This window comes from Bacillus sp. EE-W1, assembly GCF_009760835.1.
Taxonomy (GTDB): Bacteria; Bacillota; Bacilli; order Bacillales; family Bacillaceae_G; genus Bacillus_A; species Bacillus_A wiedmannii.
Map to the genome: position 1 here is coordinate 161,057 of NZ_WIPE01000069.1, position 21,200 is coordinate 182,256.

Consider the following 21,200-nt stretch of genomic DNA (forward strand, 5'->3'; position numbering starts at 1 on the left):
GGAAGCTTCTTCTTATTGGGGTATTTATTTTAATAAATCCCCTCATCACGATTATTCTTTTCTTATTCATACGTGAATTTTTTATTAGCAATCCAATAATTTGTCACGAAGAGTGTCAATAAGATCCAAATAATCGTTAGTAGTACATTGACCATTGCAGTTGCATTCACTCCCCCTGTGACTAACGTTTCCATTGCGTGTTTACTCATACTGGCTGGATTAACTTGATCTATTATTGGACTCAAACCGACGATTATTCTACAAGCTAAAAGAACAACAATTGAAATTAGTGCAATAATACCTTGACTGTGAAAAATAGCACTTATCATTGTTGTGAAAGATACGATAAAAAGAACCCAAATTAAATAAAATAGTAATCCAGTAATCATGTGCGAAAACGGAACAACAGTAAAAAGATAGTTTGTATATAGATAAGAGGTAAAGTATCCAATCATTACACTAAGCGCTACTATTACATAATTTGATACTATTTTCCCCACTATATATGAAGTAACCGTAACAGGTCTCGTTAAAATAAAGGCCAACATACCGTTAGCTTTATCTGTTTGAATAGCACCCATCATAGAAATCACTAGAATCATAAGTCCGAGCTGATCAAACTGAGACCCCAAAGTACTCGCTAATACTTCGCCTCCTTTTTGTGATGTCATACTTGGATCGATGGTAATTCCCTGCCCTCCACCTAATGCTCCTAAAATGGATGGTAAGTAATGCGTTACTATTGGCTGTGTTGCCCCTAAAAATATAAAAACAATTGGTAGCCAAATGATCTTAAAATCACGTAACATTTGAACACATTCTTTTTTTATCAATATCATTGAGTTATTCATTTTTGCACCACCAATTTCAAGAAAATTTCTTCTAAAGTATCGTTGTTTATTTCAAACTTAACGATGTCCACTTTATGTTCGAGTGCATTTTGCAGTAACATATTTTTATTTATTTTGATACTTTCAACCTTCACTTTGACTTTAAGTCCAATCACTTCTACATCCTTCACATAAGGCAAATTTTTTACAACGTCAATCCACTCTCGATCTTTAGCTGTAATTTCAATGATTAATTTATTTTCGCTATTACGGTGTAAAAGCTCAGTAATTGTTGTATCTTCTATCTTTGTTCCATCTTTAATCATGACAAATCGTTCACAGATTTCTTCTGCATCACTCAATATATGGGTTGATAATAAAATAGTCGTATCTTTTTTTATTTCTTCAATGAGATTTAATACTTCCCTTCTACCTATTGGATCTAATGCGGATACTGGCTCATCCATGACAATAAGCGCCGGTTTATGCAGTAATGCTTGTGCAATACCGAGTCTTTGTTTCATTCCACCAGAAAAGGTACTCACCTTCGAATCTTCTTCCCCACTTAATCCAACTTTCTCCAAAATTTTTGGTATCGACTTTGACAATGCTTCTTTTTTCATCCCTGAAAGTTGCCCCATAAACATAAGGGTTTCTCGCGCTGTCATCCAATGAAAAAAATTAGGGTATTGCGGTAAGTAGCCAATTTCCCTTTTCATTTTTGATATTTTTATCCCATTCAATAACACTTCACCCACATCTGGATTAATAATATCCGAAATCACTTTTATTAATGTAGATTTCCCTGCTCCATTTGGTCCGATTAACCCTACACATTCCCCTGATTGCAGTTCCATTGAGAAAGTATTGACAGCAATTTTCCCTTTAAATGATTTTGTTACATTTCTAATCTCTAATTTCATAATTTCTCACTGTCCTTTCTCCCTATAACAAAGTATAGAATAGGTCCCAATACGTTAACAAAAAGAATAATTAGCGCCCATACAAGTACATTTTTTCTTGTTTTTCTATGTCGGTATAAATCAATTAGTGCAATGAAAACTAAAAGTACCCCGACTGCAATAACTGGCAATATGATTGGGAGAAACGCCATAATATCCATGTCTTTAAGATCATTCCATCCATAATGTAGTTGCATTTTTATCATTCCTTCCTAAACTCATTATCATTATTGATAATAATAATGATAAATCAAGAGCAGATGCATTGCAAACATTATTCTCATTATTTATAATGAGAATAAATAATGAATAAGGTGATATATAGTGAGTAATAAAGTTGAAATCTTAATGCATCCAGTAAGAATGAAAATTTGCCAAGTATTAATGAGAAATAAAGAAGATGGACTAACACCATTAGAAATGGTAAAAATCATTAAAAATGTACCACAAGCAACTCTATATAGACATCTACAAACTATGGTTGATTCTGATATCGTCCATGTAATTAACGAAAAAAAGGTAAAATCTGTTTCTGAAAAATATTACGCAATCAATGAAGAAGATGCAAAAATTGAAGGAAGTGAGTGGAAAGGATTATGTGATGAGGAAAAGTTAAATTACATTTCCTATTACCAATTATCACTTATGACACAATATCAAAGTTACCTTAAAAAATTAGAGGAACAAAACAGTCAAGAAGATAATGCTACTTTTTCTGTAGTGGAATTAAAGCTAGATGAAGAACACTTTATGAACTTTCAAAACGAACTTAATGAATTAATGAATAAATACTACCATACCCAAAGTAAAGGTGACGAAAAAGAGGCTCCTGTTCGGACCGTCGCTATTACAATTATTCCAGAAACGTAAACTAACTCAATATAAATAATACAAGCCGATGCTTCCTTATCATAGGAATCATCGGCTATCTTCATTTCGGAAATTGTTTAGACTTCTACTGTATGGCTAGCGAAAAAACTGAGTTAGAAATTCGAATGTGCTTAAAGATCCTGTCTTTCTTATATTAAAGGAATTCTTTTCTTTCTTTTCTCATATTCGTCTCATACCATCCACACTCTCTCCAAACACTTTTTAAAAAGAAGCATGGGTAAACTAATAAATATAAATTAGGAATCCACCAAGAAATATCGAAATCTAAACGAATTGTCCAAAATGCTAGAGCTTGTAATCCTGAACAAAAAGTTAAAATTAATGATAAGAACGCAAATTGGCTCCAAATATGTTTTTGTTTAGAATGTAAATACAAACTTAGAAATCCCGTTAACGAGATTAACAAATCCAAGGGTAAAAAGGACCAGTTCCATGCTACTAAAATAGGATCTTGGTAATCTTTAAACAAATATTCTTGCGGAATCATATGAAAAATTGTTATGAGCCAATATACAACAAACCCAAGATCAGTTATAAGAAAAAAATACTTTAATCGATTCAATGTATACGTTCCCCCACCATTTCTTTTTTCTTCGCTTCATGTGCCGTACTATTAAAATTTAAAATTACAACTCCAATTAAAATAAAGAGAATTGCTAGTATCTTAGTTACATTGATACTTTCTCCAAAATAAAAGAACCCAATTATTGTAATCGTTACAATTCCCATACCTGACCAAACCGCATAGGCAACAGACATTTCCATCCCCTTTAATGCGAATGACAGAAATACAAAACTTACTACATAAAATACAAAAATAAGTATGCTTGGTACAAGTTTCGTTAATCCATCAGATAGTTTCATTGCAGTTGTACCTGCTACTTCAAATAAAATTGCTAAGCATAAATAAATCCACTGCACTATTCTCCCACCTTTTACTCCGGATTAGAGATTCCATAGATCAACATGTCCATAATAGACTCAAGTATACTCCCTAATGTATAATTACTCTTTTCAATAAACATAGGATCATATATGCGATTCATTGCTCCCAAATATAATTCAATAAAAAATGGAATTTGAATCTTTCTAATACTTCCTTCTCTCATTCCCTCTTCTAATAAACTGATTACAGTAGACCAACCTTCACGTAAAAACTGATCTAATTTTAACCATTGATTATAATGATGTTTTTTAGTTCTACTAATAAACGTGCATCGATGAATTGAAATTGTTGCGGAATACAAATTAAGATGAGTCTTATTTTTTCAACTGTTTGTAATGCATCATCTTCAGCTATATTTTTTTCCTTTTCTTGAATACTTTCTATTACATGACGAATAACTTCATCTACTATTTCATCTTTTGAAGAAAAGTGCTCATAAATTGTCCTCTTACTCACAGCTAATTGTTTTGCTAAATCACTAATTGTAAATGTAAACCCCTTTGTTTGAATTTGATGACTTGTTTCTGTTACTATTCTTTGTTTCATAATCCACCCCCTAAACCATTGGTACCAATTTAGTTTTCTTAGTACCGTTTCATTTTACAATATTTAACACAATCTACACGATGTTTATTTTAAATTTTCTGATTTAACAACTCAAAAAAGTAAAATATTAGAGTGATGAGGATCATACCTTCATATTCAACAATAAAGTGAATGTATAGAAGCCTTAAAAAGTGAAATACAGTTCTATAAGGCTATATTGGCATATATTCTTTTTTTGCTTGATGAGTCTGGATAGAAAATATCAGTCACTGAGCATTAATGCTTTTTAATGAGTAATAAAAAAATGGTTATAAATTCAATAGTAGTCTTTTTCCAAGTATCCTTTTTTATATGATTCCTATAACAATTACAAAGCTGAATCATCATCTTTAAAGCTGCTTGCTTCTGCTAAAAAACTATAGAAAAGGACACCCTTATACGAGTGTCTTTTCTACTCTCTTTAAAGAATTTATATCAACCTCATAAGTATTCCCATATGGTCTAAGTGATGGAATCTCTTCCTTTGGCCCATAAAACAATAGTTTTAAATCATCATCTTTATACTGAACTACGAAGAAATCATCAAATTGATTAAATGTGTTTTGATTGATCGTGATAAACCCTTTTTCTTGGGCAGTTGTTTTAACACTTATTCTTCGTCCATCTTTAATGACATCATATCCATGCTGATTCATCACTTTGGATAGCTCACCATTTGTGTAAAGAACACAAAAAAACTCACCTAGCCGACCTATTAGATGCCTTAATTCAGTCGCCTTACAACCAAGAACATTCATTTCAAATCGTAACATTTCAAAGTATGCCTCATATAACTTTTTAATTTGTGAGATTCCTATTTTAGCTTTATAAAAAAGAAGTTTACCATTATCCCACTCACCTACAACTGATTCACAATCTGCCCCTTTAGGTTTGTGAAAAACTAATCCTGTATAAGGATAATTTTCACCTACATATCTATAAGTTTTTTTGTTTATATATATAAACAAATTTTTATTAAACACTCTCCCTTTATTATAACGGTTATAACAATAATCAGCAGGATTAATACTCCCCGGTTTCGTATTAAATTTTGCTATTAATCTGTCCTTTATCTCTGCAGATGTTACAGTATCGCCTATCTTTTCTTTAAGAGCATCTATAAATTGCTCATAAATAGTCAATGTAATCCTCTCCTCATGCTTATCAATATTTTCAACCATAGTACAACCTTTACTCTATAATTTGACTCGATTGTAGAATAACGTAATCGATGTTTTTGATTTTTTATATAATCATCTATATAAATTTTACATTTAACCACTTAAATTTCATAGCCTAATAGAGTGAAATATAAATTGGAGAATTTTATTAAATGCTCAAAATAAAGATAATACTCCATTAAGAGCTCGTTTATTTAGGAAACGTGTCTTTTTTTTATTGGCTTTTTAAATAAGGTAAACGTGAAGAAGCATTATAAAAAGCAGGGCAATAATATTAAATTAACTTCCATTCGAAGGAGTTTAAGCCTTGCCTGAATGACTATAATGACTATTTGGTTGAGCAATCGATATGTTGTGCCGAAACGTCAATATATTAAAAAAAGAATCTCTCTTTATCAAGAGAGATCCTTTTTTTACTTCTTCTTCTTTTCTGTCGGTTGGCTTTGTTTAGCGAAATTAGATGAATCATCGAAATTCGGTTGCTTTTTACCAGCATTATTACTTCTACCTTTTCCCATATGTAATGCACCTCCTCTCGTCCTTACTATTCCCAATAAAAAAATCCTCTTGCATCCAAGGGGATTTTTTGTTGTGCTATTATTAATAATGCCCAACTATTACCGCAGTACTTCCAACACGGTCCTATCCTAACTTTTAACCATGGTGTTGATTGTGGCCATCAAGCCTATGATTATCTATCCGTCTTGGCGTTTTCCTTTAAACGATACCCTAGTCTTCGATCGCTTGATAGGTCGTGGTCCAGAAGTCTTGGATAAGATGCGATGGGGCCGGAGTGGACATCCCAACCTGGGTGAACAGAATTCCAATAAACTGTTTATCTGGATCAGCGTAAGCTGAAGTACCGGTTCCACCATCCCAGCCGAATTGACCAATAGACGCGTAGTCTCCAAGATAGGTACGCACCGCCATCCCAAAGCCCCAGCCACCTTGGATCCCTTGTCCGAACGACAAATGGACGTTATTTTTGGCCAAATCGTCTCGGTATACTTGTTGTTCCGGAGTAAGACGATTGGTGGTCATCAGCTGGACTGCGGGCCTAGACAAGATCCGTTTAGTACCGTGCACCCCTTTATTCAAAAGCATCTGCAAATACGCGTGATAATCGTCGACGGTTCCAAGCAGTCCACCACCGCCTGCTTGGAATGCTGGAGGTTTGCTGTAACGTCCACCCGCCCCCTCATCCCACACGATGAATTCACCTGTCTGCGGATTGGGGTTGAAGGCTGGTGGAAGCCGATCAATTTTGAGCTGAGGTACGTAGAATCCAGTGTCCTTCATTCCTAGCGGATCGAATATGCGTTCGCGCAAGAACGACTCGAACGTCTGACCCGTGACCCTGGCAACAAGAACGCCGATTACTTCTATACTGATATGATACTGCCACCGCTCTCCGGGCTGATAGCTTAGCGGAAGTGCACCTAGGCGACGCATAAACTCATCTGGATCGGGCATATCCTGACCTGGCGTGTCGAATATCCCACTCTCGAAGAACGCGTTCATGATTGGAGAACCCATCAACGTGAGATCCACTCCGAGCCCGAATGTGGAGGTCAACAAGTCTCGTACAGTGATAGGACGTCGTGCTGGGACGGTCTCTTCTAGCGGGCCATCGGGCTGTTTCAACACTTGCCGGTCGGCGAGTTCCGGTAGCCATTTGTCTACTGGGTCGTCTAAATGCAGTTTGCACTCATCGAGCAGAACCATTACTGGTGAAACTGCGATTGGCTTGCTAGTGGACGCCAATCGAAAAATCGTGTCCCGACGCATTGGTGCACCACCATCATGCCTCATTGTTCCAAGCGCTTCGACATACGTCTCGCCGTTTCGGCTGACTAAGGCGACGAGCCCAGGAATCTTTCCAGAATCGACATGCTGCGCCAATATATTGCGCATTTTGCGCAATCCTGTTTCAGAAAAGCCCTTATTGTTTTGTCCCATTTTGTTCTCCTTTAGTTTAGATTGAGATTTCTAATACATATTGACAATCAATTATTAGTTCTTCAAATAGAAAAATTCCCCTTTTTAATAATTTCGACAAAATGCATTTATATACATGGAGGCACCATGCATCACTATCAAACTAAGATAGGCTACATTTATGGGGATTTAATAATGGGAAATGCAATCATTAATAACATTGATACAGCCATAAAAAAATATGATTACAAGATTTGCGAATTGATTATGATACATCTAAAAACACCGATATTCTTTCAAACAAGTAAAAAAGCGCCCTATAACCAGGGCGCTTTACTCCAACCTAATGACTAATAGTAGCAGTTGGATATAATGTTGTTCCTCCAATTGAAACCTTTATTTCATTTGTTAATGGAACGTTTTGTTCATTAATAATTGTTCTCCACCATTCCCATGCAAGACCAGTACATTCTCTAGCTACGATTTTTATATTTTTTGAATTTGGTGGAAGAGGGATAACTGTAGAGTAATGAGCCGTTTTGTCTTTGCCACTACCTTCCCATGTTTTATGTGTTAATACTTCTTTCCCATTTTGATCAAATGTGAATTCATCCCAAGATACATCAAATTGAGCAACGTAAGCACCGTAATGATCAAGTGTCATTTTAGCACTTGAATATTCTGTAGTTGTCGTCTCAATATAATCTGTATTGTTATGAACAGCAGCAGTTGCATTATCTTTTAAGAAAGTGCTTGTATATGAAATTGGATATGCTGGATTTTTAAGACTTAATTCAGCATTATCTTTAATGATATTTCGGATTTCATTGAAATCTTTAGTAACAACCTTGTTATGCTCTTTCGCATCTCCGCCTAATACTACAGCAGTAAAGGTACTTTCTTCAAAAATATCTTTATACTGTCCACTCGTTTCGACGCTGTTATTCTTAAGTAAGGCTTTAAAAGCAGCTTGTACATCTTTACTCTTAGATGTTGTTTCTAATTTTACATAAACAGTTCTACCATAAGCTACATTTGAAACCATAACAGGTGGAGCTGAATTACTTACTCCTTTACGAGTTAGCTCATCAAAAGTAACACTATTATCAAACAAATCGGATGGATTGTTAGGTAGTTCAGCACTTACAGTATAAAATATTTGTTTATATGCCGCCACCATCACTTTTTTCTCTCCATTTGCAACTGCATTAAAATCAATGTTTAAACTGTTATCAAGATATTTCGCATTAACATTAAGAGCACTAGCGATTTGTGATTTACTATAAACCATAGATTCTGTATACTGCATTCTTGCAGGTAACGTATGTGTTTTAGAATACTTTTCATTCCAAGTAGATACTAAATCATCTACTGCTCCAGCCACATTACCATATGTCGGATTTTGGACAGTAATTGTATTTTCTTTTCTCATGCCAGGTAAGTCTATACTAATATTCAAAGGCTTTCTCTTAGCCACTAATAAACTCGGTTGATTGTCTGCAAAAGCTTTATTGGCAAGTTGTACAGCTCCTGGATACGTGCGATTCGCTACAGAATCGATAATCGAAATATCGACTGGTGACGTTGTAAGTGATTTTTTCTCACGTTCCACCACTACAAATTTACCATTTGAATTGATACTTTCTTTCGGAACAAAACTCTCTACTTTATCGCCATTTACAGCTAAAACCTCATGATTATTATATTTAAGGTTTGCTATACCAGTATTAATGCCATTAACATTTTTAGTTATGTCAGTTGCATTACCGGCTTGTGTTTCTGCAAAAGAAATAGACGAATAATGAATCGTGCATAGACTAACTAATAAACATGCAAGGAACTTTCTTCTTTTGGTTTTTTTCTTATTATTCAGAAAAATCACCCCGTTCTTTTTTAGTAAGATATAATAATGATTGATATATGATAGCTAACTAATAACCTTACATAAACGCTTTTAAAAGTTCTTGAACTAAAGGAATTACCCCACCTAAAAATTTTAAAACTGCCATTGCGATTTCCATATTACTTCCTCCTCTTTGCTGTATTAAGATGTGTTGTATATTTATGCTTTCATTATAATAAGCTTTTGCATTTGCATCAATTCATTTTTATATGCAATATTTCATATTGAGGAAAAGCAATTTTTTCTGTCAGGGTGATGGTGGTACTACTCTTCTTGACAATATTTCAATCCCTCTAAAAATATCAGAATTTTCTAATTCTAAAAGGTTATGAACGAATCAACCTCGAATAATTGTAATACATATACATAAGGAGGTTGATCTATTTTGTTTCGTTCTTTTACAAATGGTTGCGTCGCCTTAGTGCAACGTTTCTTGCCAGAGCCGTTTATTTTATCATGTTTATTAACTGTTTTTGTTATTTTCTTCGGCATGTTTGCGACTCACCAAACACCTGTGGAAATGATTAATCACTGGGGTAATGGCATTTGGGGACTACTCGCCTTTTCTATGCAAATGGCACTTGTACTCGTGACAGGATCTGCTTTAGCAAACGCGCCTCTCATTAAAAAAGGATTAACGAAAGCGGCAAAACTACCGAAAACGAATGGACAAGGTATTATTGCTATTTCAATCGTAAGTTTACTAGGGGCATACATAAACTGGGGATTTGGTATTGTTGTATCTGTTTTATATGCAAAAGAAGTAGCACGGCAGCTTGAAGGATTAGACTATAGACTAGCCATTGCCTCTTCTTACTCTGGATTTCTCATTTGGCATGCGGGGCTTTCTGCTTCTATTCCTCTTACGTTAGCAACAGGCGGCGAAACGTTAATTAAAACGACAGCTGGCAGTATTAAAGAAGCGATTCCAATAACAGAAACGTTATTCTCACCATACGCACTTGTACCAGTTATTATTTTTCTCGTTACGATGCCTCTCATTAATAAAGCGATGCATCCAGATGAAAAACATACGATAACGGTAGATCCTAGCGTATTCCATGAAGAAGCTGCCGCGCAAGAAGTAGGAAACAATACATTCGCCGAAAAAATGGAAAATAGCATCATTATTACACTTTGCGTTGGATTGTTAGGTCTCATTTATATTTTCAATTATTTTTATACGAAAGGCTTTAACCTTACGCTAGACATCGTTATTTTTATGTTATTAATTGCTGGACTTATTTTCCACCGTACTCCGATTCAATATATTCGCGCTTTTTCAGACTCTACGAAAAGTGCTTCTGGCATTTTACTTCAATTTCCGTTTTACGCAGGAATTATGGGGATGATGATTGGAGCGAATAGTGAAGGACTTTCACTTGGAGGGGCTATTTCGAATTACTTTATTAGCATTTCAAACGAAACGACTTTCCCACTCTTTACTTTTTTAAGTGCTGGCATCGTTAATATCTTCGTTCCATCTGGTGGTGGCCAATGGGCTGTGCAAGCACCAATTATGATTCCAGCTGGCGCTGAACTTGGTGTACCTGCTGCAAAAACAGCAATGGCAATTGCGTGGGGCGATGCTTGGACGAATTTGATTCAACCATTCTGGGCATTACCGGCATTAGCGATAGCTGGTTTAGGTGCTCGTGATATTATGGGATTTTGCGTTGTGAACTTACTATATGCAGGATTTATCATTAGTCTATGCTTCTTATTTATTTAAACGAAAAGCTAGTTTTATACTAGCTTTTTTATATAATAAATCACTTATTTCCCACGCAATTTATCACGGTCTTCCACTCTATATCCGTAAGCTGTAATGCCTCAAATGCAAAAAAATCTTCACATACTTTTTCAATCAGATGTGGATTTTCCCTCAAGAAATTCCACTGTAACGCTTTAGGAAGAAAATACGTTTCATACTCTTTACTTCCTCTTACTACCTCATCCACTTCTCTTTCACAAATTCCTCTTATTAAATAATCATTTCTTAATTGAATCTGTATTTGTTGAAACGTTTCACTACATTTCTTCAAGTGGATTAAGCAATTAATATATGTACGAAAAAGTTCATTATCATACTGACAACACTTTATAATACGTTCCATTTCATTCATAACGTACGAGCCTTTTCTTCTATTTGTAATAACCACTTTTCCCGCTTCTCTCGTTTACTCGTTTTCACAGATTGAAAAAAAGATCGTTTTACATCGCGAATGCCGCAAAAACGTAAAACACCTCTCTTCATCATAATCCAATCTGCTGATCGATATAGTAGTGCGACGTACCATAACGGTGAGTCTAACGTATTAATTACCCATGCCTTCTTACCTTTCAATAAGCCTTTCGGCAGGGCACCTTCATATTTATAAGCAAAACCAGCTACGAAAATGCGATCAATAAACCCTTTTAAAATAGCTGGCATCCCCCACCACCATATTGGATAAATGAAGAGAAGAGTATCCGCTTCTTCCACTAACGTTCTGTACCGAGCTGTCTCTTCTTCATTTACTAAATCACGTCTTTTCTTCTCCTCATTAAATACAAGGACGGGATCAAATTGTTCCTTATATAAATCAAGTACCGTAACCGAATGATTTGTTTCTTGTAATCCTTTTTGCACATGCTTTAATATCCCCGCATTAAAACTGGAAGGACTAGGATGAGCGTATACAATTAGTACATTCACTACATAACAACTCCCTCTATAAGTTAAAGTTTCCCCTTCTTTAACATCTTCTCTACAATTTGCACGTTTTTCGAACTTTGTAATAAACGATTTAATAATGTAAGTAACTCTTCCTTTTCTAAATCTTTCAGTTTCTCTTTCACCGTACTCTCACCAGCACTTTGAATATCATAAACAACTGCCGCCATATGCTTACAATAATTCTCATATGGACACTCGCAGCTACTTTCTGTAAAATTTTCAAGATCAATCATTACTTCATAGTTTCCTGCATTTCCAGTAACAAAAGCAAATATTTTCTTTTCTTGTATTTCAACATCTTCTACATGTCCTTCTTCATAATATTCATAACCTTTATCCATAATGTACTTAGGAATCCATTTCGTTATATCATTTAGTAAGTAAGCGTACATAACAACACCTCTTCCTTTAATTCCCTTTTGACTTCCAAAACCCTGCATGTTATTCTAATAACTGTCAAATAGCAAGTCTATATGACAAAACGACTGACACCTATTCGGCGGAGGTGTCTCTTTTCATTTGCAGCCGATATGAAGTGCCTCTTTCAGGCACATTCAATCTTTGACACTACACACTCAACACCATTCCCTTGTATCAGGCTGCTTAAGCAGTCTTTTACGCTACATACTCCAAAAAAAAGAGAGCTTAGCTCCCTTTTCCCGCCTTATAAAATACCCCTTTTTCAGTATAGAGATATTCATCAGCTAATGTAATTTTCCCATCCAGTTTCAGTTCATCTAATAGTCTTGATAAATAAAATTGATGTAACATCTTTTTCGTGAATTTTCCTTCATGATGCGAAACGATATGTTCTTGAATATCTAACAATGATATTGGCTTATCTTGCTCTATCATATATTCATAAACTGTACTACGCAGTTTTACGTATTTTTCGAGTGTCACAGTACTTCGCAACCCCTTTCTTCTTAATATAAATTTTCGTAATCGGTTTTTTTGCAACAAAAAAACCTCTCCGATAAGAAGAAGTTACGTATATATCTTCGTCTTATCTCCCAGAACAAATATGTTCTGCTGGAATTAGCACCTGCATCGCGGTTGCTGGGTTTCATCGGGCCAGTCCCTCCACCTCTCTGGATAAGAAAATATTCACTTAATTCTTACTATACGTAATTTCATTCTAATTGTCAAACAAATATAACAAATTATATTTTGTTCCTTACTGTTCATACTATACATATATGAATATGCAAGGAGGATTATGAAATGCACGAAAATGCTCGCGGATATGTCCAAAATTCTTTTCAATCATTACAAGAAGCAAAACATTGTTTAGAAGAAGCGCTACAGACTGTTGAAAAAGATTTTAATCGCGCTCGTATTGAACAATCACTTTATGCGATCGAACAAGCTATTCAACGCTGTGATTACACGGTTCATATTTTAGAACAAGATTGAAAAAACTTCCCATCATAAGGTGGGAAGTTTTTTCAAATGGCATACTTCATAATTATTACCGTTATAATTAAAAAATATACAGAATTAGCAATTTCTAAAACCCCTACTTTTATAATAGAAATTTTTTTGCCATATAACATAATTGCTCGAATGACACTCGGTATAAAAATAAGAGAACACCACGGATTGATAGCAAAGACAATGACTGTTAATACAATATGATACCCCCATGATATAAGACGATACTTCGGGTTATTTTTCTCGCGAATCATCGTTTTTACATAAAATGTACTTCCTAAAAAATATAAAAATGAAATAAGCGCAATAAATAATGCCGTTTTATCTATAAGTTTCATTGAAAAATAATAACTAACTAAACCACCAATACAGAAAACAATAATTGCACTGATGTCATTGAGTAATGCTCTTTCATTTTTTTGACGAGCGTAATACATATTTACTATAAATAATGGGATCATTATTGCTACGAATAAAAGAATGCGCCATTCATATAATAGAGAAATCATCCCAAATATAAATGCGATGATAAAATATACAATTGCAGCATGTAAATACTCTTTTTTTCGTCTTTGCTTTATGTACGTAAGAAATGGATACGTAGCTAAATAGATAAAGAACCAAGCTAAAAACAACGGAATATGATACATAGTAGGTTTCCCAAGTATGACACTTAATAGAAATGGTATAACGAGCATGGCCCATGCACCGTGTTGCTTCGGAATAACTAACTTCATTAACTATACACCTCCCTTTTGAAAATAGTTCTCACCTACTATTATACAAATAAATTTATATAATAACGGATATATATTGAATCTATTTTTTGACAATAAAAAATGCTCCTTACAATATGTAAGAAGCATGAAAGAGGCAAACGAATATGTAAGTCGCGACCCTACCTTATATGAGTATGCTTTTCTATGCCATGTTATGCTTATCTAATATGCCATATTTCTTTTTAAATCTTGTAAGAATCGTAATCCAGGACGTACTAAATAATAGTAAGAAAACAACATTCGAAATCGCATGGCTCAAATCGAAATAAAAACTTGCGATATAATACGAAATGACAGCTTCCCACGTTGCCTCACGTATAAAACCGAGAAGCCCCCATAAGTTCATAATCCAGCCAAATAAAAATCCAACAAACAATCCGTATAGAAGTCTTCCCCATAGCTTTCGCATTAAAAATGTATTCCGTAATAATCCAGCTATAAAACCAATCATACCCCATGAAAACATTTGCCATGGCGTCCACGGACCTTGTCCTAAAAAGATGTTAGATACGATAGCCGCTGTTGCACCGATCATAAAACCAGTTTCACTCCCAAACACAATTGCAGAAACGATAATGACAAATGAAGTCGGTTGTACACTTGGCAATATCGAAAATGGTACGCGGCTAACTGCTGCAATTGCCGCTAACACAGCAACGAGCACAATTTCACGTGAAACAAAAGCCTTTCTTTCAAAACGGATATAAAACGGTAACATAATAACAACTAATAAAAACAAACTACTTAACATGTAATAACCGTCCATGATAAGTGTAGTAAAGAGTAGTGTGCCTATTATTACTGCAAAAATACATATTATGAATGCAACATATCGTTTGGACACGCTTCGTACACATCCTCCCACGTTAATGCATATGGTAACTCTTTTCGAATGAATCGATTAATAGAGGTTGTATAAAAGAAGTTGCCACTAAAGAATTCTTTCGGTGCATCATTCATAATAACTGCTCCGTCAAATAACATCATGCATTGATCAACGTATTTCGCTGCAAACTCAATATCATGCGTTGCCATTACAATTGTTGTACCTTCTTTTTGCAGCTTTCTAAATAGCTCTCCTACTCTTTCTTTTTTCCACGGATCTAATCCCTTTGTCGGTTCATCAAGTATTAATAAAGTCGGCTTTGATAATAACGTTGTACATAACGCAAGTAGTTGTTGCTCTCCCCCGCTACAATCATGCGGATGGCGTTCTTTAAGCGAATACAACCAAAACTTCTTCAACATATCTTCTGCTATTTCTTTTCCTTGTTCTCCGTATAACTCACGTGCACGTTCATACACTTCTTCCCACACTGTATCAAATGTAAAATGATAGTACGGATGCTGCGATACATACCCGATCCTTTTAAATCGTTCTTTCGAATCAATTTTATGTATCACTTTCCCATTCCACTTTACTTTCCCTCTTCTCGCTTTTTGTAATCCAGCTAAAATCGTTAACAGTGTAGACTTACCTGTACCATTTTTTCCAACGAGAGCTACCCATTTTCCTTTTTCAATCGATACGGTTAAGTTTCGTAAAATAAGTGGACTATTTTTTTCATATTGGAACGAAATATGCTCTGCACTTAAAATGACTTCTCGCTTTTCACTTTGTGCTATTGGCTCATTCACATATGATATCGCTGAAAAATGATTCAGTTTCATTTGCGCTTCTCGCACTGTAAACGGAATATCTTCCGTATTCCATTCTAAAAACAATCTTGGAATTTGCGGAATAAATGGACGGAATTTTTCTACTTCCCACATGTTCGCGATAACCGTTTTAGGATTTCCATCATACACGATTTGACCATTATTCATACAAATAACGCGAGTAGCAAGTGGGATCACCTCATCTAAACGATGTTCACTTAACACAATCGTAATACCAAGTTCTTCGTTAATACGTTTTAACAATCCTAAAAACTCTTTCGCAGCAATGGGATCTAACTGCGCCGTCGGTTCATCTAATAATAATAGTTTTGGCTGCATAACTAATACCGCAGCTAAATTGACGAGCTGCTTTTGCCCGCCAGATAACGTATGAACAGATTGGTGCAATAAATCTTGAAATCCTAAGAAGCTAATAAGCTCTGCTATTCGTTTTTGAATAATCTGTGATGGTAACCCGATATTTTCTAAAGAAAATGCTAATTCTTGAATGACCGTATCCATTACGAGCTGATTTTCTGGATTTTGAAATACCATACCAATTTCTTGTGCAGATAATAAATCAGGTACTTCCTCTAATAAAACGTCATCATAAAAAATTTCTCCTGAACGTGTACCGATTGGAAGTAATTCCTTTTTAAAATGTTTCAATAAAGTCGTCTTTCCAGAGCCTGATCCGCCGGCAAGTGTAATAAACTCTCCTTTTTGAATAGAAAGAGAAATATGCTGTAACGCATATTCGTTTTCATCAGCATATACAAATGATAAATTGTTTATTTCTGCATGCGCCACCATATCCATTCCTTTCCTTCCATTATAATTGGTAGACTAATAAACATCATAAATACTCCGAACATCACTCCATCGTATTGCTGAAATAGAATAGATTCGACTTTCGGATAAATGATTAGCTTTCCCCCGCCATACGTATTACATATAATAGCAATGATAAGTAGAATACTTAAATAACTGAGCGTATACCAATCTCGTCTTTCCATTCTATACCGAATATATGTCGTACGCTTCGTTACACCAAATCCACGGGCTTGCATGGAATCTGCTGTTTGCAGCGCATCTTCTAATGAACAAATTAATAATACTTGCAGCAATTGCATACCATTTTTCACCCGTTCTACAATGGAACCTGCGTCTACTTGTACACCTTTCGTTTTTTGAACGAGTGTTATTTTCTGTAATCGCCTCATAAACAAAGGAACAAACCTCACCGTAATCATCGTTAACAATGCTACTTTCGGTGAAATTCTAGAAAACAAATATAAAAATTTATGACTCGAAATAATATCATTATACGAAGCAAACGTAAACATAATCGCAACTAATAATAATCCCATTACTACTCCAAACATAATCGCCTCAAGCTTAATACGGCTATCACCTAACCAAAATAACGTAGTTCGCCCTCTATGTGTTAATAACGAATTAAATAAAATGACCATAAAAAAGAAAACGATTGTGCTCGGTAACATCTTTCTTATCTTTTCACTATTCCCTTGCATTATATTGATTATGACGATTAATAGTATTGCTCCAATTAAAAAAAGAGGATGAAGACACATCATACATAGTATCATCACCCCGATATAATAGAAAAAATTCACAAAAGGATGTAAAGAAGAAAAACTTATTTTCATAGTCCTTTACCGAATGCCTTTCTTATTTTAATACATACACCCACTCAATTGTATCTCCTGGTTTAACTGTTACTACACCTGCACTATGATTTGGAAACGCACCGTTCACACGATATTTCCATCCACTAGTATCTGTAATATCTTTTTCATATAAATCATTAATACCTTTTACATAAATATCACCTTTGGAGCCCATTGCATCCACATCTAAACCTGTACGCTGCAATACTTTATAAACAGTATCGCCTTCTTGTACATCCATTTTTTTCGCACCTAATAAGTACCCTTTATCACCTTTTACTGAGATAGTGACTTGTTTTGGTTTTGGTATTACTGGATCTGGCACTGGCGGTACTGGATCTGGTACCGGTGTTGGTGGCGTTGGTACAGTTGCTTGTTGCTCTTTATTCGGATCAACCTTCTGCTCCTGCTTCGGTGTTTCTTTCGGCTGATTCACAACCTTCGCTTCTTCTTTTATTTCTTGCGCTTTCGGTTGTTTCTCTTCTTGTGCTTTTTGCTGTTCTGGTTGCTTAGTAGCAGGCTGTTCCTGAGGTTTCTCTTCTTTCTTTACTTCCGGTTGTGCCTGTGCCTTTTCTTCTTTCGGCTTCTCTTCTACTTTTTGCTCTTGTTTCTCTTTCTGCTCTTCTTGCTGCTTTTGCTCTTGTTCAGCTTGTTTTTCCTCCGGTTTTTCTTCCGGTTTCGCTTCATCTTTTTTCTCTTCTTGTTTTGCTACCTCTTCTTGCTTTGGTTCTACTTTCTTCTCAGGCTTTACAGCTGCCTCTTCACACCCGGCAAGTAGCCCAAGTGAAAGCATTAAAGAAATAAACCATTTCATCTTACTCATGTTGTCTCTCACCTTTCATATTAAAAATTAGGAGCAAATGATTGCTCCTAATTTTTGTTAAGCTGCTTTACGTCTCCATAATACATATGCAGAAGCAATACATAATACACCCATACCTACTTCTGTAGCTGCACTATGAGAAGATGCTCCTGTTTTTGGTAACGTGCTACCGTTTCCTGACTTTTTGCTTTTAACTGGTTCGTTATCGACAACAACTTTTAGCGTGTCATCTTTCGTTTCTTGTTGTACTTGTTTTTGTTCTTCTGGTTGCTCAGTAACTTCTTTTTCTACTACAATATTTTCTGCATCCACATTTGGTTTCGTATCAATTTCAGGAACAGATACAGTTGACCAGTCATAAATCGATTTCCCAAGATCTTTAAACTGAAGTAAAGCTAAGAATGCTTGCTCTGTAGCCATTCCGCTACCGTTTTGATCACTTGGTAACCATTTGAATTCACCATTTGGAAGTTGGTATGACAGTAGATTTTGCATTGCCTTATGTAGACGATTTTGATCTACATCTTGTACAAGAGATAATCCAATAATTGCTTGTGCAACACTATTAGAATTTTCTTGTCCATCAGCAGAAAAACCACCTTTTTCTAGCTGTTCGTTATATAAATAGGCAACAGCCTTTTGCACAGCGGGTTTCACATCTTCTCGTTCTTGATAAGGAGCTAATGCTGATAAAACCATACCTGTTACATCAACGCTACTAGCACTGTCTTTACTGCTTGCGCTATCGTAAGTCCAGCCACCATCTGTATGCTGTGAGTTTAAAAGCGCATCTACTAAAGCAACTCGATTCCATTTTGAATTCACTGGCACTTCATATTTCTTCGTATCAAATGCAAGTAAAGCAAATGTATAACCTGTAACAGAATTCACTTTATCTGATTCGTACAATTTTTGAACTAAATTATGTTCGCCAACCTTTGTAGGGTCTGCTTGCATTGCATTCATCATAATAATCGTTCTAGCTAAATCTGTCGCTGAAAAACGGTTAATGCGCTTTTCTACTTTTTCAGTTACTGACTTAACATAATTTAATTTCGCCTCAATTGGAACATTCTTTCCAGAACGAGAAAGGCCTAAAGCTACCCAATCACTTTCAATTCCATCTTGTAACATCTTTTCAGATGTCTTAAAGATCGCTTCATTTACTTGCGCTACTGGAACTTGAATGTTCTCTTGCTTTGGTTGTTCTACCTTTTCATCATTTTTTTTTGGTTCTTCTGGTTTTTCTTGTTTGGAATCATCTGTCTTTGGTTCTTCTGGTTTTTCTTGTTTTGGATCATCCGTCTTTGGTTCTTCTGGTTTTTCTTGTTTTGGATCATCTGTTTTTAGTTCTTCTGGTTTTTCTTGTTTTGGGTCATCTGTCTTTGGTTCTTCTACAGTTTTACAAGTACCAAATTTATCTAATGTTTGCTGTAATGTTTCCTGGCTCATATTGCTCCAGTCTGCAACAAAACGAAAGACAACAACATCTCCAGACTTTAATTTATAACTATCTGCTCCAACTTCTGCAGATTTATCATTTACATCATACAACCAGCCGCTTGTGTCCCCAGCCATTAAGCCGTCAATGCCTTTAACATACGTTCCAAACGACATCGTCTCTGCTGTTACTTTGTCCCCCATGACTTTTTGCAGCAAACTTAAAGCTGTTTCCCCATCTGTAATTTGCTCTTCTTTCGGGCATAACATAATGCCCTTTTTTGATTCACCAATAATTGCAAGTTTTGCTGTATTTCCTTCAGCAAACGTAATATGTACTGTATTCGCAAAAGAAACAAATACGAGTGTAACTGCCATTAACGACGTAAGCAGCCATTTTTTCAACATTGCCATCCCAAAATTTCCTCCCTTACTACTATTTACACAAAAAAAGACCCTTCAAGGGCGTGCAATTGACACTCTTTTTTTGTAAGTGTCGAACAAACTGTGCAACACCTCCTACCCACATCATTCGCGGCTATATTTGTATAGGAAAAATAATTTTGTTTATGAACGTATCATTGTGATAACATTCACTTTTCTAGGCAAAACTGACTTCCATTCAAGTTATCGTAAAACGATAAACCTATACATTCTGTTAATTATAAATTTCTGTATTATTTTACTATTGACAAAGAATTTTGTCCATGCTTTATCGGATTTATTTTCTAAGAATAGTAGTTTACTATCCTTTAACGATGCAAACTCTTTTCACTAATAATGACGCCATCTTCATCCGCATAAACATATTCATTCGGCTTCCATTCTACTTGTCCAAATTGCAATGAAATACCACGCTCTCCTTTTCCTTCTTTTATACTTCTATTTGGCATCGTCCCTAACGCTAAAATACCAATATTAATATTCTTTAGTTCACTAGAATCACGAACATATCCATTTACAATAATTCCTGCCAGCTTTCTTTCCTCCGCAATAGCTGCCAAATTATCACCAAGTAACGCACAATTCGTAGACGCTCCGCCATCAACGACTAATACCGTTCCTTCTGGTAATGTTTGCAATCCTTCCTTCACTAGTACGTTATCATCCTTCACTTTTACCGTTGCAATTTTCCCGTGAAATTGTTCTTTCTTCCCAAAAGACCGAAATGACTGGCGACATATTTGTAATTCCTTTTCAAACTCATCACATAGATCCGTAGTTTTCCACATCTTTTTTCCCCTCTTTTCCTTATTCTTTCTATATAACATATTCTTGGATTATTTTCGTTTCCCTGTCTAATGTTGCAAGAATTTGTATGTGCAGAAAAAGGATAGAAAAACTATTGCCTTAAGAAGACACCTTTATTATAATCTATTTCACAGATAAATTTCAGAATATTAAAAATTAATCAAGTGA

Annotated in this window: 22 protein-coding genes, 1 pseudogene and 1 riboswitch; of the genes and pseudogenes, 3 read left to right on the forward strand and 20 right to left on the reverse strand. The window is 35.3% G+C overall.

From position 1 onward, the window contains the following. Positions 1–62: 62 nt before the first annotated feature. Genes GFJ36_RS17400 through GFJ36_RS17410 form a run of 3 tightly spaced genes read right to left on the reverse strand, consistent with a single transcriptional unit; the run spans position 63 to position 1,989 of the window. On the reverse strand, positions 63–851 hold the full coding sequence (locus GFJ36_RS17400; RefSeq protein ID WP_088064016.1) for an ABC transporter permease subunit: 789 nt from the start codon (positions 849–851) through the stop codon (positions 63–65). Then, positions 848–1,753 (reverse strand): ABC transporter ATP-binding protein, encoded by a 906-nt coding sequence (locus GFJ36_RS17405; RefSeq protein WP_088064017.1) that lies wholly within the window; start codon positions 1,751–1,753, stop codon positions 848–850. The genes GFJ36_RS17400 and GFJ36_RS17405 overlap by 4 nt, the downstream gene beginning before the upstream one ends. Continuing rightward, a complete protein-coding gene (locus tag GFJ36_RS17410) occupies positions 1,750–1,989 on the reverse strand; it encodes a PLD nuclease N-terminal domain-containing protein (protein ID WP_087984180.1) in 240 nt (79 codons plus the stop codon). Before GFJ36_RS17410 ends, GFJ36_RS17405 begins: the two co-directional genes overlap by 4 nt. A 127-nt stretch (positions 1,990–2,116) precedes the next feature. Here GFJ36_RS17410 and GFJ36_RS17415 point away from each other — a divergent pair, with 127 nt between their 5' ends. Then, complete coding sequence (locus GFJ36_RS17415) at positions 2,117–2,662, forward strand: transcriptional regulator (RefSeq protein ID WP_088064018.1); 546 nt, start codon at positions 2,117–2,119, stop codon at positions 2,660–2,662. Between the two features lie 154 nt (positions 2,663–2,816). On the opposite strand, the gene GFJ36_RS17420 is transcribed toward GFJ36_RS17415, so the two are convergent. The 6 genes and pseudogenes from GFJ36_RS17420 to alo form a co-directional block, all read right to left on the reverse strand. After that, on the reverse strand, positions 2,817–3,245 hold the full coding sequence (locus GFJ36_RS17420) for a YvaD family protein (RefSeq protein WP_087984178.1): 429 nt from the start codon (positions 3,243–3,245) through the stop codon (positions 2,817–2,819). Beyond that, positions 3,242–3,604, reverse strand: coding sequence for a DMT family transporter (locus GFJ36_RS17425; RefSeq protein ID WP_087984177.1), 363 nt, complete (start codon positions 3,602–3,604; stop codon positions 3,242–3,244). The genes GFJ36_RS17420 and GFJ36_RS17425 overlap by 4 nt, the downstream gene beginning before the upstream one ends. 14 nt (positions 3,605–3,618) lie before the next feature. Then, a pseudogene (locus tag GFJ36_RS17430) lies at positions 3,619–4,175 on the reverse strand (TetR/AcrR family transcriptional regulator). A 434-nt stretch (positions 4,176–4,609) separates the two neighbouring features. Continuing rightward, complete coding sequence (locus tag GFJ36_RS17435) at positions 4,610–5,356, reverse strand: DUF7225 domain-containing protein (protein ID WP_087984176.1); 747 nt, start codon at positions 5,354–5,356, stop codon at positions 4,610–4,612. 768 nt (positions 5,357–6,124) lie between these two features. Beyond that, the gene (locus GFJ36_RS17440) at positions 6,125–7,354 is read right to left on the reverse strand and encodes a serine hydrolase domain-containing protein (protein WP_087984175.1); all 1,230 of its coding nucleotides are present in this window, start codon (positions 7,352–7,354) and stop codon (positions 6,125–6,127) included. A gap of 322 nt (positions 7,355–7,676) precedes the next feature. After that, a complete protein-coding gene (gene alo / locus GFJ36_RS17445; protein ID WP_157349690.1) occupies positions 7,677–9,215 on the reverse strand; it encodes an anthrolysin O/cereolysin O family cholesterol-dependent cytolysin Alo in 1,539 nt (512 codons plus the stop codon). Between the two features lie 406 nt (positions 9,216–9,621). Here alo and GFJ36_RS17450 point away from each other — a divergent pair, with 406 nt between their 5' ends. After that, positions 9,622–10,968 carry a short-chain fatty acid transporter gene (locus GFJ36_RS17450; protein ID WP_060487716.1) on the forward strand — a complete coding sequence of 449 codons (1,347 nt, stop codon included), beginning with the start codon at positions 9,622–9,624 and terminating at the stop codon, positions 10,966–10,968. A gap of 40 nt (positions 10,969–11,008) precedes the next feature. On the opposite strand, the gene GFJ36_RS17455 is transcribed toward GFJ36_RS17450, so the two are convergent. The 4 genes from GFJ36_RS17455 to GFJ36_RS17470 form a co-directional block, all read right to left on the reverse strand. After that, positions 11,009–11,362 carry a group-specific protein gene (locus GFJ36_RS17455; RefSeq protein ID WP_060487717.1) on the reverse strand — a complete coding sequence of 118 codons (354 nt, stop codon included), beginning with the start codon at positions 11,360–11,362 and terminating at the stop codon, positions 11,009–11,011. Continuing rightward, entirely contained in the window at positions 11,359–11,934 is a 576-nt protein-coding gene (locus tag GFJ36_RS17460) for an NAD(P)H-dependent oxidoreductase (RefSeq protein ID WP_060487718.1), read from the reverse strand. Before GFJ36_RS17460 ends, GFJ36_RS17455 begins: the two co-directional genes overlap by 4 nt. A 23-nt stretch (positions 11,935–11,957) precedes the next feature. After that, positions 11,958–12,347 carry an SWIM zinc finger family protein gene (locus tag GFJ36_RS17465; RefSeq protein WP_060487719.1) on the reverse strand — a complete coding sequence of 130 codons (390 nt, stop codon included), beginning with the start codon at positions 12,345–12,347 and terminating at the stop codon, positions 11,958–11,960. Between the two features lie 253 nt (positions 12,348–12,600). Next, positions 12,601–12,918: a hypothetical protein gene (locus GFJ36_RS17470; protein WP_002096439.1), complete on the reverse strand. Its 318-nt coding sequence runs from the start codon at positions 12,916–12,918 to the stop codon at positions 12,601–12,603. A gap of 40 nt (positions 12,919–12,958) precedes the next feature. Then, a riboswitch (SAM riboswitch) is annotated at positions 12,959–13,057 on the reverse strand. Between the two features lie 122 nt (positions 13,058–13,179). On the opposite strand from GFJ36_RS17470, the gene GFJ36_RS17475 reads away from it, so the two are divergent. Then, positions 13,180–13,371: a hypothetical protein gene (locus GFJ36_RS17475; protein WP_000545003.1), complete on the forward strand. Its 192-nt coding sequence runs from the start codon at positions 13,180–13,182 to the stop codon at positions 13,369–13,371. Positions 13,372–13,403: 32 nt separating this feature from the next. On the opposite strand, the gene GFJ36_RS17480 is transcribed toward GFJ36_RS17475, so the two are convergent. The 7 genes from GFJ36_RS17480 to rraA all read right to left on the reverse strand — a co-directional run bounded on the left by GFJ36_RS17480 (position 13,404) and on the right by rraA (position 21,013). Beyond that, on the reverse strand, positions 13,404–14,126 hold the full coding sequence (locus GFJ36_RS17480) for a YwiC-like family protein (RefSeq protein WP_060487720.1): 723 nt from the start codon (positions 14,124–14,126) through the stop codon (positions 13,404–13,406). 184 nt (positions 14,127–14,310) lie between these two features. Then, positions 14,311–15,012: an ECF transporter S component gene (locus GFJ36_RS17485; RefSeq protein ID WP_060487721.1), complete on the reverse strand. Its 702-nt coding sequence runs from the start codon at positions 15,010–15,012 to the stop codon at positions 14,311–14,313. Next, the gene (locus GFJ36_RS17490; RefSeq protein WP_097889840.1) at positions 14,985–16,646 is read right to left on the reverse strand and encodes an ABC transporter ATP-binding protein; all 1,662 of its coding nucleotides are present in this window, start codon (positions 16,644–16,646) and stop codon (positions 14,985–14,987) included. The genes GFJ36_RS17485 and GFJ36_RS17490 overlap by 28 nt, the downstream gene beginning before the upstream one ends. Beyond that, the gene (locus GFJ36_RS17495) at positions 16,619–17,497 is read right to left on the reverse strand and encodes an energy-coupling factor transporter transmembrane component T (protein ID WP_088064026.1); all 879 of its coding nucleotides are present in this window, start codon (positions 17,495–17,497) and stop codon (positions 16,619–16,621) included. The genes GFJ36_RS17490 and GFJ36_RS17495 overlap by 28 nt, the downstream gene beginning before the upstream one ends. Positions 17,498–17,519: 22 nt before the next feature. After that, positions 17,520–18,341, reverse strand: a complete 822-nt coding sequence (locus GFJ36_RS17500; protein ID WP_097889839.1) for a DUF4430 domain-containing protein — start codon at positions 18,339–18,341, stop codon at positions 17,520–17,522. Between the two features lie 57 nt (positions 18,342–18,398). Next, the gene (locus GFJ36_RS17505; protein WP_157349691.1) at positions 18,399–20,195 is read right to left on the reverse strand and encodes a DUF4430 domain-containing protein; all 1,797 of its coding nucleotides are present in this window, start codon (positions 20,193–20,195) and stop codon (positions 18,399–18,401) included. Between the two features lie 338 nt (positions 20,196–20,533). Beyond that, positions 20,534–21,013, reverse strand: coding sequence for a ribonuclease E activity regulator RraA (gene rraA / locus GFJ36_RS17510; protein ID WP_087984167.1), 480 nt, complete (start codon positions 21,011–21,013; stop codon positions 20,534–20,536). Positions 21,014–21,200: the final 187 nt, after the last annotated feature.

Bases quoted from the DNA above. Each gene is read 5' to 3' on its own strand.
- GFJ36_RS17400 (WP_088064016.1), bottom strand. From the start codon at position 851: ATGAATAACTCAATGATATTGATAAAAAAAGAATGTGTTCAAATGTTA.
- GFJ36_RS17405 (WP_088064017.1), bottom strand. From the start codon at position 1,753: ATGAAATTAGAGATTAGAAATGTAACAAAATCATTTAAAGGGAAAATT.
- GFJ36_RS17410 (WP_087984180.1), bottom strand. From the start codon at position 1,989: ATGCAACTACATTATGGATGGAATGATCTTAAAGACATGGATATTATG.
- GFJ36_RS17440 (WP_087984175.1), bottom strand. From the start codon at position 7,354: ATGGGACAAAACAATAAGGGCTTTTCTGAAACAGGATTGCGCAAAATG.
- GFJ36_RS17455 (WP_060487717.1), bottom strand. From the start codon at position 11,362: ATGAATGAAATGGAACGTATTATAAAGTGTTGTCAGTATGATAATGAA.
- GFJ36_RS17465 (WP_060487719.1), bottom strand. From the start codon at position 12,347: ATGTACGCTTACTTACTAAATGATATAACGAAATGGATTCCTAAGTAC.
- GFJ36_RS17475 (WP_000545003.1), top strand. From the start codon at position 13,180: ATGCACGAAAATGCTCGCGGATATGTCCAAAATTCTTTTCAATCATTA.
- GFJ36_RS17480 (WP_060487720.1), bottom strand. From the start codon at position 14,126: ATGAAGTTAGTTATTCCGAAGCAACACGGTGCATGGGCCATGCTCGTT.
- GFJ36_RS17490 (WP_097889840.1), bottom strand. From the start codon at position 16,646: ATGGATATGGTGGCGCATGCAGAAATAAACAATTTATCATTTGTATAT.
- GFJ36_RS17495 (WP_088064026.1), bottom strand. From the start codon at position 17,497: ATGAAAATAAGTTTTTCTTCTTTACATCCTTTTGTGAATTTTTTCTAT.
- GFJ36_RS17500 (WP_097889839.1), bottom strand. From the start codon at position 18,341: ATGAGTAAGATGAAATGGTTTATTTCTTTAATGCTTTCACTTGGGCTA.
- GFJ36_RS17505 (WP_157349691.1), bottom strand. From the start codon at position 20,195: ATGGCAATGTTGAAAAAATGGCTGCTTACGTCGTTAATGGCAGTTACA.
- rraA (WP_087984167.1), bottom strand. From the start codon at position 21,013: ATGTGGAAAACTACGGATCTATGTGATGAGTTTGAAAAGGAATTACAA.